Genomic DNA, 12,557 nt, shown 5'->3' with positions numbered 1-12,557 from the left:
GATACAATAAATCAACCGTAGAAATAATATTACTTTATTTGAAAATAATCTTGTATTTTTAGAAACATGAAATTATAAGTTTATTTCAGAGATTACAACCAAAAAAATGGAAAGCCCCGAGAAAATAAGTATCCTCTATGTGGATGATGAAGTGAATAATTTGAATTCTTTTAAAGCAGCATTCAGAAGAGATTTTAACGTACTGACTGTAACCTCGGGCAAGGAGGGTTTGGAGGTGTTAAAGACGAATAGGGTGCACGTCATTATTACAGATCAACGCATGCCGGAGATGACAGGTGTTGATTTTCTGATTGAAGTGTTGAAGGAATATACAGACCCGATCCGTATATTATTGACTGGGTATTCTGATATTACAGCGGTTATTGACGCGGTAAACAAAGGACATATCTACTATTATCTGAATAAGCCCTGGGACGAACAGCAGTTAAGGATAATCATTAAAAACGCCTACGAAATATTCAGTTTGCGTGAAAAAAACAGAGATCTTCTCGAAAAGTTGATTGATGCAAACAACCAGCTTGAATTTTTACTAAGACAGAAGCTGATCTCATAAGTTGTAATGACCTAAGTTTGACTTTTATTTTGCCTTTTTAACTCAATCTTCAATTATTCCATCGTCTTCTGAAATTGATGCCTTTTTTGAAAGGTGTCAATTTTATTTCTTTTACCATATACCCCAAAATGTAATATACTGTGGTAAAAATCAACGCAGTAAATATTACCGCTGCTATCATAAGATTACCCAGTACCTGCATAAATGTGATCAGATCAGCCATATCGTTTGTTGATGAAGTGTTTTGTTATCAGTGTATCTCTACATTTCAAAAAATTATTCCCGCCTTATCCGGGCAGGCAATTCCCCAAAAATTGCCGATACTGATACCTGGCAGGTTGGTATCTTTTTTGTGTTTATGTTGTCAAATATTTTACATCGACAAATTTATTTATCATGAAAAACATCAAAACTACCTTGATACTTTCTGCCGTAACACTGATCGGTATAATTTCTTCCTGCTCGCGGCAAATGGGGGCAGATAATAAAAAAGTTCAAACGACTGAAAACAAGACAGAAGGATATTTATACCATCAAAATGACCACAATATGAAAGGTGATTCGACAACTGTCAAGAAAAGTCCAAACAATTAGTATAATAGGCATCCGCAGGTTCACTTTTCTGCGGATGCTTTTTTATATATATGTCTGAAAATCAAGGTTTAGATCTTTCATATTGAATTGGCCACGTGACCTCCTCTTGTAATTCTTTGGCAGCTTGTAAGGGAAAGTAAGGATTACGAAGTATTTCGCGCGCCATAATGATCATATCCGCATCCTCTTTGACAAGAATTGTTTCCGATTGAATAGCATTCGTAATCAAGCCTACCGTCCCAGTGAGGATACCCGTTTCTTTCTTTATTCTGGAAGCGAATGGAAGTTGATAGGCAGGCCCAACCGGAATTTTTTGGTGCGCCGCTAAACCACCTGTCGAGACATCAATCAGATCAACTCCCCGCTCTTTCAATTGTAGAGCTAGTTTTACAGATTCTTCCAGATTCCAGCCACCATCAGCCCAATCGGTTGCCGAAATTCTGACAAAAATCGGAAGGTCAGACGGCCATACAATTTTCACGCTATCTATGATTTGTAATAAAATCCGGACTCGGTTTTCAAAACTTCCACCATAGCTGTCGGTGCGTTGGTTACTTAGTGGCGAAAGAAATTGGTGGATAAGATAACCGTGTGCCGCATGAATTTCGATTACCTTAAAACCTGCATCAAGCGCCCTTTTTGCACCATTGGTAAAATCCAAAATAACCTTGTCGATTCCCGCCTGATCGAGTGCAACGGGCATAGGATAAGAGTCGGAAAAAGCGATCGCCGATGGTGCAACCGTTTGCCAGCCGCCGTCCTCCGGATTAACTTTTCCACGTCCAAGCCACGGAGTTGCCGTGCTCGCTTTTCTGCCAGCGTGTGCCAGCTGTATACCGGGCACTGTTCCATGCTGTGAAAGAAAGGCAGTAATCTGCGCCAGCTTTTCGATATGTTCATCCTTCCAGATACCTAAATCCTGTGGTGAAATCCGGCCTTCGGGAGAAACTGCGGTTGCTTCAGAAATGATCAACCCGGCACCACCTACCGCCCGGCTTCCAAGATGCACAAGGTGCCAGTCGTTCGCAAACCCGTCTTCCGAAGAGTATTGGCACATTGGCGAAACTGTAATTCTGTTTTTTAGTTTAATGCTCTTGATTTCAAGAGGAGAAAAAAGCTTGGACATAACTGCGGAACTTGATTTAAATTTTAGAAACTGGTATCGATTAATTTTTCCTGTCGTTATAATTATTGAGCCATTGCAGTGTTTTCTGTGGATTAAAGTTGCAGAAACGACTGATGTGGTCGAATTTTGTGTTTCAAATTTCAATCTCTAACAAGGTTTTAGTATAAAAAAGTCCTTTATGAATAGCAGTATCAGTAAACTTTTAAAAAAGCTTTTCGCGTTAATCTTACTCCTGATGATCAGTTCAGGAAGTTGGGCGGCTGATACCTTTTTTGTTTCAATAAATGGTAATGATGCTGGTTCGGGAACAAAAGAAAACCCGTTTGCAACAATTGACAGGGCCAGGGCTGCCGCCCGGGTTAGCCACTCGAAAATTGAACCAACAACCATTTTCCTGAGAGGTGGGACTTACTTTTTTCAAAAGACACTTCGATTTGACGAAAGTGATAGAAATATTTTGATCAAGCCCTGGCCAGGCGAGTCGGTTATTTTTACCGGCGGCGTTTCAATCAATCCGACAAAAGTAAAACGGCTGATTCTCACAGAATTCAAAAGTGAATTTCCTGAGGTTTTGCAGCATAAAATTGGTGTACTAAATCTTCGTGAGCTGGGGATTCTAGAGTACGGGCAGCTGCGAAGCGTAGGTTTCGCAAGACCTTATGCACCTTCCTGGCTGGAACTGTTTATAAACAATAATCCTGGGCGCCTGGCTCGCTGGCCTAACGATTCTTCCTGTATGATGGGGCGAGTAATTGATAAGGGATCGGTTGTGCGGGATGGTGACCAGAGCAATCGTGGCGGAAAATTTGCTTACGAAACGAATCGTCCATCCGGCTGGAAAAGATCCAAAGATATCTGGCTTTCCGGATATTTTAACGTAGGGTATGCCGAAGATGCGGTAAAAATTGCAAGTCTGGATACATCGGCAAGAACATTCACGACTGCGCAGCCTCACATCTACGGATTCTCTTCTGGCAAAGCCTGGAACCGCTGGTATGCCTACAATATTCCTGAGGAAATCGATCAGGATGGAGAATATTTCCTGGACAGGGAAAGGGGGTTACTGTTCTTTTTTCTGCCAACTCTGATCTCCAAACTTGATATTTCCATGCTCCGGACGCCGTTGGTTTCGATTGAAGGTTCAACAAATATTACGTTTCAGGGTATTTCATTTGAGATTTCGAGAGGTATAGGCGTTTATATGGAACGCTCTGAAAGTTGTGTCATAACAGATTGTGTTTTTAGAAATCTTGGTTCTGTTGCTGTTTCAATCGGAAAAGGAATCACGCCATTTGAAGACCAGAAACATGAGGGAAGCGGGAACGTCGCATCTCAACTGATCGGGAGCGTGGACCAGCACCTGTATGAAAATACGACTTTTGACCGGGAAGGTGGCAGAAATAACCGTATCGTAAATTGTCATATTTATTATACCGGAGCGGGTGGGGTCAGGCTGGGTGGAGGCGACCGGGTGAGTTTGAAACCGGCGGGGAATAGTGTGGAAAATTGCCGGATTCATGATTTTAACCGTATAGAAAAATCCTATCGGCCTGGAATAGGTATTGATGGGGTAGGCAACAGTATTTTAAATTGCGAGATTTACAATGCGCCCAGTATGGCAATTTTATTACACGGAAATGATCACACTTTGGAATACAACAATGTCTATGACGTCTGCCGGGAAATTGACGACCAGGGAGCTTTTTATTACGGTCGGGATCCATCAGAAAGAGGGCATAAGTTAAGGTTTAATTATTTCCATCATCTTGGGAATAATCATCGTACGTCGGCTATTTACCATGATGACGGCGCGAGCGGGATGGAAGTGTTTGGTAATATATTTTATAAAGCCGGCACAATTCCGGTTTTGATCGGAGGTGGTCAGGATATAAGTTATAAAAACAATTTGTTCATCGATAGCCCCTTGGGAATTCATGTCGATAACCGATTTCAAAACTGGTCCAAGGCGACACTTTCGAAAGACGGCGTAATCGACAAACGTTTAAAAGCTGTAAAATTTGATCAACCTCCATACGCCGTAAAATACCCTGAACTGCTTAATTACTGGAAGCAGGACCCTGCCATTCCTAAGCGTTTATTTTTTGATAACAATATTTTCGTCAGGGTGGCGACGACAAGAAAAGGTGAGGACGCGTGGTTTAATTGGTCGGAAAATAATCGGGTCATGGATACATATCCATACAACTGGAAAATGATGGACAGCAGGCATTTCATACCGGATGATTCACAGTTGATTACGCCCGCCGGCTGGCAAACGTTGCCTGTTGAAAAGATAGGAATTCTGAAAAATTATAAGTAAAATCAAAAACTCCTTCAATCAATTGAAAGGAGCTTTTGATGTATATTTTAGTGATCAGGCGATATGGTCTTTAAAGGCCTTCATTGTTCTTTCCCAAGCTAGTTTTGCAGCTTCCGGATTGTAACGGGTCGGAGCAGAATCATTCAGGAAGGCGTGTTGAGCTCCTTCGTAAACATAAACTTCATATTTAACTCCGGCAGCTTTCAGGGCGTCTTCATAGGCAGGAATTCCGGCGTTTATTCTTTCATCAAGTCCGCCGTAGTGCAGCTGAACAAACGCTTTTATTTTAGGAACATCTGCAACTTCCGGCTGACGGCCATAATAGGCTACCGCAGTCTTTAAGGTTTGGGAATGAACGGCTAACTGGTTAGACAAAGCGCCACCCCAGCAAAATCCTACGCAGGCCGTTTTTCCATTACTATCTGGTCTGGCTTTCAAATAATCAAGGCCTTTCAGGAAATTATTAAGGTTTTTGGTGACATCAATTTTCGCGAAAAGCGCCCTGGCCTCATCTTCATTTGCCGGAGTTCCCCCAAAAGGAGCCAGTGCATCCCCGGCAAGCGCAAGGTAACCTGCTTTGGCGATGCGGCGGGCAATATCCTTCGTATGCGGATTCAGACCGCGATTTTCATGGATCACTAAAACCGAACCATATTTTCCCGGCTTTTTTGGTCGGGCCAGGTAACCGCCCATTGGCGATCCGTCCCCATCATATTTTATGTCCTCTGTAATAATGTCATCGTCAGTTTCCGAAACTGTCGCTGCATTTGCATAATTCACTTCCAAAAGCGGAAGCAACGCCAGGGCCGCCGTTGTTCCTCCGGCCAGATTCGCCAGTCGTTTCAAAAAAGTGTCGCGGCTTAACGGTTTATGCGTATACTCGTCGAAAAGGTTAATGATTCTCTGATCCATACTTCTTTACGGGTTAGTGATAACAAGTAAATGTATGGAATTTTTCATTATGATCTGATCATCAGAACCGAAGGCGAATAGGATAACCACAAACTATGTGTTTCCACCGCTTTTTTCCAGCTGTCGAGGCTGATCAGCATGAGATCCTGTTGTTCCAGAAATTCTTTTTCAATTTTCTTTTCGTAATACAATGCGATATGGTTTGGCGCAATTTGCTCAATCGCAGAGATCGTTTCTTTCAATTCCGGATTTTGGCGAATGACGCCACTCGCGTCCAGAATGATCACACGGGCATCGCTGTGATGAATCAGTTTTTGAGCAAAAATCAGCAGGAAACTGTCGCTCAATGAGAATATTGGAATGAAGATATTTTCAATTTTTGTCAGATTTTTTTCGACCAAAATTCCAACGGGTACCTTTACAGATTTGATAATATGTTTGGTCCTGTCGTCAAAGACGCTATAATCGAAAAACTTTTCTTTACCTGTTATGGTGTCGTAAAGTCTTTCGGGGCTGATTATTTTTGTTGTAAAACCTAACACTTTTCCAAGGATTGTTCCTTCAAAAACATTGCGGCCAATACCAACCAGCAACAGGTCAAAGTTTCCCAGATTCGCCGTATCAATAATGTCCCTGTCTATATCCTGCGACGGTTTAAACATCGTGATCATCGGAAGATTAAGATGCTGCGCTTCCTGTCTGATAGGCTCGAAACTTTCATGCTCATACTCGTCTGAATTAAACTGATTCAGGTCATTGCTTGGGGATAAATGCAGCGCGGTGATACTGGCATTTGAGGGCGCTTTTCTGATAAGGCTATGCGCCAGACGAAGCATGGATCTGCCACTCTGCGGACTTCCGAAGGATACAAGAATCGTGTATTTTCCGGTTTCAACAACCGAGTCCGGGAACTCGGTACTTGGTTCAGGGAAAAACCGGTTAATAAGATCCAGTGCCGGTCCGGTCATGCACGTCGTAACAAGTGCCATAATGACCATCATAGCAAAAATCTCAGGAGTCAAAACGCCCAGATCATACCCTATGTTCAAAACGACCAGTTCCATTAAACCTCTCGTGTTCATCAAGGCACCAAGAACCAGGCTGTCACGCCAATCCTGACCTACAAATTTTGCCGCAATGGTGCTTCCTGCAAATTTTCCTATCACCGCAGCGGTTATGATCAGACCGGTGATCTGCCACAGATAGGGATCGTTCAACAGACCTATCTGCGTTCTTAAACCTGTAAAAACGAAAAACAACGGAAGTAGTAAAACGAGCGCTACGTCTTCCACTTTTTCAATAAAAATATTTCTGAAATTTTGGTTTGCCGGCATAATAACGCCCGCCATAAACGCACCGAAAAGTGCGTGAATACCAATGACCTCTGTTGCATAAGAAGACACTAGCAGGGTGATAAAAAATACCGCAACTACCGGTTTTGTCAAACCTTCTTTGTAAGAATAAACGTCACCTAATTTTTTCAAAAATGGCTGAACGACTTTCAACATGATCAGTACATAACTACCGGCCATCAAAATTGTATAAATCGAGCTGACGACTGACCCGGCCTTGACGATTGCGATTACCGCCGCTAACAGACACCATGCCGTTATATCATCTGTTGCGGCACAGGTAATGGCGAGTGTTCCAAGTTTTGTTTTGGACAGACCGCGTTCCTGAACGATACGAGCGAGTACGGGAAAGGCTGTAATACTCAGTGCTATGCCAGTAAATAAAGCAAAAGATAAAAAGTTTACCTCTGCCGGTGCGAAACGTTCGTATATAACAAAGGCGAGACCGATGCCCAGGGCAAAGGGGAAAATGATACTGGCATGGCTGACGACAACGGCTTCCTGCGCTTTGTTTTTTAATATTTTAAGATCAAGCTCCATTCCAATCACAAACATGAAAAGTATTAGCCCGATCTGACTTAGAAATTGAAGATTTCCAAGTGATTTTAACGGGAATAAAAAGCTGGAAAATTCCGGGTAATACATGCCGATAAAAGACGGTCCAAGGAAAATCCCGGCTGCAATTTCACCGATAACGGTTGGTTGTTTGATTTTTTTACATAAATAACCAAAAGCTCTTGCAACAACGATGATGGTGATGATCTGCAAAAGTAAAATGGCCAGGGGGCTGGTAATGTTCTGCTGATAGGTATCTATAAACTGTTCCCAGGAAGATGTTGAATTTACGACTTTTTTAAAGGTAACTTTCCCAATTTCCAATGTTTTGCCATGTACAATGATAAAGTACATCAATCCCGAGAAAAGGCTGATTGTGAAGACATAAAAGAGTAAATTTCTGATGTTCTTCATATATTGATATTGAAGTTAATAATATGGCAAGGAGATACACAAGCCCCATTTGACGTTACAAATTTATTTCTTTAACCGAGTCTATTACTGCTTGACTGCACGGAAATACTCTTTTTTGTAACAACGGAGAGGAATTTTGTAATAAAATTCAAATTGTAATCATCGTATTGAGACAGGAGTTCGTAAATTCTGATGTAAATGGAAATCTGTCTAAGGCGAATTCGATAATTTCGCTTTATGATCTCCAACATAGGCCTGCGGAAAACAGGTATTGGAATAATTTTTGTAGCAAGTTGATTTTTATAATTTCAAGTTTAGCAGCATGGAAGAATTAGTTATTTCTACGCAAAAGCAGGATTTGTTTTTGAAAGATTTAAGAAATAAGACAAGTGAAAGTCACACACATTTAGAGCGAAATCAATTTTCAAAAGCTATCCTGACTCCGTCTGTAACGCTTGTTGATTATCGAACTTATATTGCCAAACTTTATGGCGTTACACGTGCCTGTGAGCGCGATGTTTTTCCGGAAGTTGCTTCTGTCCTTTATGATTTGGAATATCGTTACAGATCCGGGCTGATCGTGAAAGATCTGGTAAAAACCGGAATTTCGCGAGTAGCCATAGATAACATTCCCGTTTTTCAATTCGCAACCTCCGGCATTGCAGAGGCTTTGGGCGTGATGTATGTCCTGGAAGGTTCAACGCTTGGGGGGAAATTTTTATACAAACATATCAATCAGCTATTAGGAATTGACAACGAAAGCGGGGTATCCTATTTTTGGGGTTACGGACAGAAAACCGGTATGTTATGGAAAACATTCATTTCTTCCTTGTCAAATTATGCAGTTGAAGAAAATTGCGAAGAGGAAATTATAAAAAGTGCGGTCCAGACATTCGTTACGATAGACAAATGGCTCAACGAAGCAGAAATAAATTTTTAGGATGAATATTACGGATATCGTTAACAGGGATGTTGTTAATCTGTCAAACTGCGAAAGCGAGCCAATTCATATTCCGGGCAGTATACAACCGCACGGATTTTTACTAGGGCTAAACTTTGATAACCACCTGATTGATTTTTGCAGCGCTAACAGTGAGAAGTTTATCAAACTTTCTCCAGAAAAATTGCTGGGAAAATCATTACCGGAAATTTTCGGTTCAAACCAGTACGACGCTTTTGTTAGTTATTTGAAGGAAGAAAGAATCGAACAGGCAAGACCTTTTGTTCTTACTTATGAAGGGATTTCTTACAACGCCTCAATTAATGTTAGCGGAGAAAGTATTATTCTGGAACTTGAACCGCTTCCGGATGAACAGCTGGATCTTCCGAATCTTTACAGTCAGACGAAAAATTTCGTTTCATTCATGGAACAGCATAGCTCTCTGCTGGAATTATGCAATGATATCGCTGTTGAAACAAGAAGAATTACAGGGTACGACCGGGTGATGATCTATCGTTTCGACGAAGAGTACAACGGAGAAGTCGTTGCCGAAAATAAGCGGGATGATCTTGTATCTTTCGCGCGTCAGAAATACCCTCACACCGACATACCTGCGCAGGCAAGGGCGCTTTATTTACGAAGTCCGTTGCGGATGATCGCCGATGTGAATTATGAACCTGTTCCGATTTTTACTTTGAATACTAATGGAGAAAAAAGTAATAAATCGCTTGATTTAGGCCTTTCGGGATTACGAAGTGTCTCTCCTATACATATTGAATATCTCAAAAATATGGGCGTAGGAGCCACATTAACAATTTCGCTTGTCAAAAACAACAAATTATGGGGGTTAATTGCATGTCATCATTACTGCCCTAAAATAATACCTCATTATACACGGCTCGCAGCCTTGCTTCAAGGTCATTTTCTCACATCTCAAATTACAGTTAGAGAAGTTGCAGAGGAGTTTGAGATTGCCCAGGCTTCGGACAAGGCGCTTCTGGAATCTCTGACATTGCTGCATGAAAATGAGGATTTTATTGGAGAAAAACATACCTCAGCCTCATTATTGAATATTGCAAACGCGCACGGTTTTGTGATTTTTTCACAAGGAAAGTTTTATAAAAATGGTCTGGTGCCGTCGGAGGAAGAATTACTTCCCTTGATGATGTCTTTATCAGAAAGGTACCCAAACGCAGGATTTCACACGGATCAGCTGATAAATTATTTTCCTGAATATGAAAACCTGTCAAAATATGCAGCGGGAATAATTTATCATTCACTCGCTGCCGGGACACCGGATGGCGTGTTATGGCTGCGTGCCGAAAGGCCTGAAACAATCAATTGGGCTGGGAATCCCCATAAAGCCGTTATCATAAATGAGGAGGGAATCGTTCGGCTGTCTCCCAGGAAATCTTTTGAATTGTGGATGGAGGAGGTTAAGAATAAAAGCGCCAAGTGGAGAAAAGCAGAGATTAGTTCGTCAGCCGCCTTCACCTTTGCGCTACAAAAGCATATTAACTTCCACTATGTCCGAATGGCGGAAAATAAAAGTAGAATCCTGAATGATGAGTTGAAAGCAGCCAATAAAGAACTTGCCAACCTGAACTGGATCAGTACGCACGATCTTAAAGAACCTCTTCGGAAAATTCAGATTTTTGCTTCCAAAGTGCTTGACAGAGAAAATCCGGATTTATCGGTCCAGGTAAAAGATTCGGTAGAACGTATGCGTTTTGCAGCAGAAAAAATGCAGCTTTTGATTGAGGATATTTTGACTTATTCGAAGACCGGAAATACGGAGAAAGTTTTCGAGGAAACAGACCTCAATATTTTATTGGACAGTGTGCTGGAAGAATTGCGTGATAATATCGATGAGAAAAATGCGCTTGTTAAAGCTTCAAAGTTGCCGAAACTCAATATTATTCCATTTCAGATCCATCAGCTTTTTGTAAATCTTATCTCTAACGCACTCAAATTCTCAAAGCAAGATGTTGCGCCGGTAATTACGGTTGCGCTGGAAAAAGTGACAGGTGATGTTATTCCCGATGATAAGGTTAATAAAACTGACGCATATTATGCCATTTCATTTGTTGATAACGGCATTGGATTTGAAAAGGAGTATGAGCACCGGATATTCGATGTTTTTCAGCGACTACATCCCGCCCACAAATATCCAGGCACGGGAATAGGTTTGGCGATCTGCAAAAAAATTATGGAAAATCACAAAGGGCACATTATGGCAGATTCGGAACTGGATATGGGATCACGGTTTACCATTTATTTTCCGGTCATGCCGGAAATGTAGATGGGCATTTTAAACAGAAACCTTTTCGAGAAATTCTTTTCGAAAGTTTTCGCCTAGTGACAAAACAAGTTCTTTATCCAGATTTTCAGGTATGATATTGGTAGTGATTTGCTGATGAGTGAAATACTTTACTGCCCGCAGTGATATAATGTCTTTCTTGCTGATTCTGCAAAAACGGTCGGCAGGAAGTAAAAATAACAGCTGCTCGAAAGAGATATTTTTTAAGATGATTTCCTGACCATTTTTCATGTACGCAATCTTATCGCGTTTGTCTTTTTCGGCGGAGCTGATCAAGCGTAGTTCTTCATAGGGTACGAGCGCTTTTCCCTTATTCGTGTTCAGTTGCATAAATTGCTTTTCAGCTTTTCCTTTTTCTATCCATTTAACAGCTTTTAATATTGCTTTTTCCAGTCGTTCTTTTTGAATCGGTTTTCGAATGTAATCTACGGCGTCCAGGTCAAAAGCTTCCGCAGCAAATTCTTTGTAGGCGGTAATGAAGATTATCGGTTTTCCTTTGAGTAATTGGGCGACTTCCAGGCCATTAAGTCCTGGCATCTCGATATCCGTGATACACAGATCGAAATCCAGATCGTTACAAGTTTGGATAAGTTTCATTGGATCGTTGAAAGCTTTGATCACCTCAACCTCAGGGATTTGTTCGCAAAGCATCCGCAAATACGTTAATCCAGGCAATTCGTCATCCAGCAACAGACATTTGAGCTTTGTGTTCAAGTAAATTAATTTTCAGATGAGCAATATACACGTCATTTTCAATGGTGTGTTCAAGCATATAGTTTGAATGATAAACAAGATCAAGTCTTTTGCGTAAATTATCTTTTCCAAAACCGCTTTTTTCCTTTTTGAGTTTTGGTTTGGTACTTATTTTATTTGAGACGACTAATGAAAAAGCTGTTTCAGAAAGATCAAATACGATTGAAATGAAGGCGTCAGGGTTTTGAATATCTGCATGTTTAAATGCATTTTCGATCAGGTCTATCGTGATTAAAGGCGCGATAATTTTTGCATTGAGCAAGTGGTTGTTCGGATCTATCCTGTTTTTTATTCGCAGATCGAATAGTGGACTCACTTTTAGTCGGTTAATTTCAATCAGGCTGAATGCGAAATCGATCTCCTCTTTTAAAGAAACATACTCGCAGTCACTTTCATAAAGAATGTAGTCCAGTACATTCGAGAGTTTATCCAAAGCGTAATAACTCTGATATGCATGTGACTGGATTGAATTCAGGACGTTTTTGAATAAATGAGGATTCAGCTTTGACTTAATCGTGGCAAGGTCGGAATTACTTTTGCTAGCATCTGCCTCAGCCAATTTGTCTTTATAAAATCTTTTTTGGTGTGTCTCATTTTTTAATCTGACGATGAGAAAGATGATAAACAAAAAGCTTATAATTAGTAATAGAACCAATAAATAGAGCAGCAGGCCAGATATTTCAACGGTACTTTCCAT

Annotated in this window: 11 protein-coding genes; 5 read left to right on the top strand and 6 right to left on the bottom strand. The window is 41.0% G+C overall.

Going from position 1 to position 12,557, the window contains the following annotated elements; translation table 11 throughout:
• Positions 1–106: 106 nt before the first annotated feature.
• Entirely contained in the window at positions 107–574 is a 468-nt protein-coding gene (locus tag AC1XUO_RS00325; RefSeq protein WP_483327772.1) for a response regulator, read from the top strand.
• A gap of 49 nt (positions 575–623) precedes the next feature.
• Here the strand turns inward: AC1XUO_RS00325 and AC1XUO_RS00320 are convergent, their stop codons facing one another.
• A complete protein-coding gene (locus AC1XUO_RS00320; RefSeq protein ID WP_483327771.1) occupies positions 624–797 on the bottom strand; it encodes a hypothetical protein in 174 nt (57 codons plus the stop codon).
• A 173-nt stretch (positions 798–970) separates the two neighbouring features.
• Between AC1XUO_RS00320 and AC1XUO_RS00315 the strand changes: the two genes are divergently transcribed.
• Entirely contained in the window at positions 971–1,168 is a 198-nt protein-coding gene (locus AC1XUO_RS00315; protein ID WP_483327770.1) for a hypothetical protein, read from the top strand.
• A gap of 61 nt (positions 1,169–1,229) precedes the next feature.
• Here AC1XUO_RS00315 and namA read toward each other — a convergent pair whose 3' ends face one another.
• On the bottom strand, positions 1,230–2,294 hold the full coding sequence (namA, locus tag AC1XUO_RS00310; protein WP_483327769.1) for an NADPH dehydrogenase NamA: 1,065 nt from the start codon (positions 2,292–2,294) through the stop codon (positions 1,230–1,232).
• 178 nt (positions 2,295–2,472) lie between these two features.
• On the opposite strand from namA, the gene AC1XUO_RS00305 reads away from it, so the two are divergent.
• Positions 2,473–4,614 (top strand): right-handed parallel beta-helix repeat-containing protein, encoded by a 2,142-nt coding sequence (locus AC1XUO_RS00305; RefSeq protein ID WP_483327768.1) that lies wholly within the window; start codon positions 2,473–2,475, stop codon positions 4,612–4,614.
• 54 nt (positions 4,615–4,668) lie between these two features.
• On the opposite strand, the gene AC1XUO_RS00300 is transcribed toward AC1XUO_RS00305, so the two are convergent.
• Positions 4,669–5,526 (bottom strand): dienelactone hydrolase family protein, encoded by an 858-nt coding sequence (locus AC1XUO_RS00300; RefSeq protein ID WP_483327767.1) that lies wholly within the window; start codon positions 5,524–5,526, stop codon positions 4,669–4,671.
• Positions 5,527–5,573: 47 nt separating this feature from the next.
• Positions 5,574–7,847 (bottom strand): cation:proton antiporter domain-containing protein, encoded by a 2,274-nt coding sequence (locus AC1XUO_RS00295; RefSeq protein WP_483327766.1) that lies wholly within the window; start codon positions 7,845–7,847, stop codon positions 5,574–5,576.
• A 322-nt stretch (positions 7,848–8,169) separates the two neighbouring features.
• On the opposite strand from AC1XUO_RS00295, the gene AC1XUO_RS00290 reads away from it, so the two are divergent.
• Together AC1XUO_RS00290 and AC1XUO_RS00285 are read left to right on the top strand one after the other, a co-directional pair.
• The gene (locus AC1XUO_RS00290; protein WP_483327765.1) at positions 8,170–8,787 is read left to right on the top strand and encodes a biliverdin-producing heme oxygenase; all 618 of its coding nucleotides are present in this window, start codon (positions 8,170–8,172) and stop codon (positions 8,785–8,787) included.
• A 1-nt stretch (position 8,788) separates the two neighbouring features.
• Positions 8,789–11,089 (top strand): ATP-binding protein, encoded by a 2,301-nt coding sequence (locus tag AC1XUO_RS00285; RefSeq protein ID WP_483327764.1) that lies wholly within the window; start codon positions 8,789–8,791, stop codon positions 11,087–11,089.
• A 9-nt stretch (positions 11,090–11,098) separates the two neighbouring features.
• On the opposite strand, the gene AC1XUO_RS00280 is transcribed toward AC1XUO_RS00285, so the two are convergent.
• Together AC1XUO_RS00280 and AC1XUO_RS00275 are read right to left on the bottom strand one after the other, a co-directional pair.
• Positions 11,099–11,821, bottom strand: a complete 723-nt coding sequence (locus AC1XUO_RS00280; protein ID WP_483327763.1) for a LytR/AlgR family response regulator transcription factor — start codon at positions 11,819–11,821, stop codon at positions 11,099–11,101.
• A complete protein-coding gene (locus AC1XUO_RS00275) occupies positions 11,787–12,557 on the bottom strand; it encodes a sensor histidine kinase (protein ID WP_483327762.1) in 771 nt (256 codons plus the stop codon). Before AC1XUO_RS00275 ends, AC1XUO_RS00280 begins: the two co-directional genes overlap by 35 nt.

This window comes from Dyadobacter sp. HNCC25DJ186, from assembly GCF_056895235.1.
Note: the sequence above shows the minus strand (reverse complement) of the source record. Positions and strands in the feature narration are given on the sequence as shown.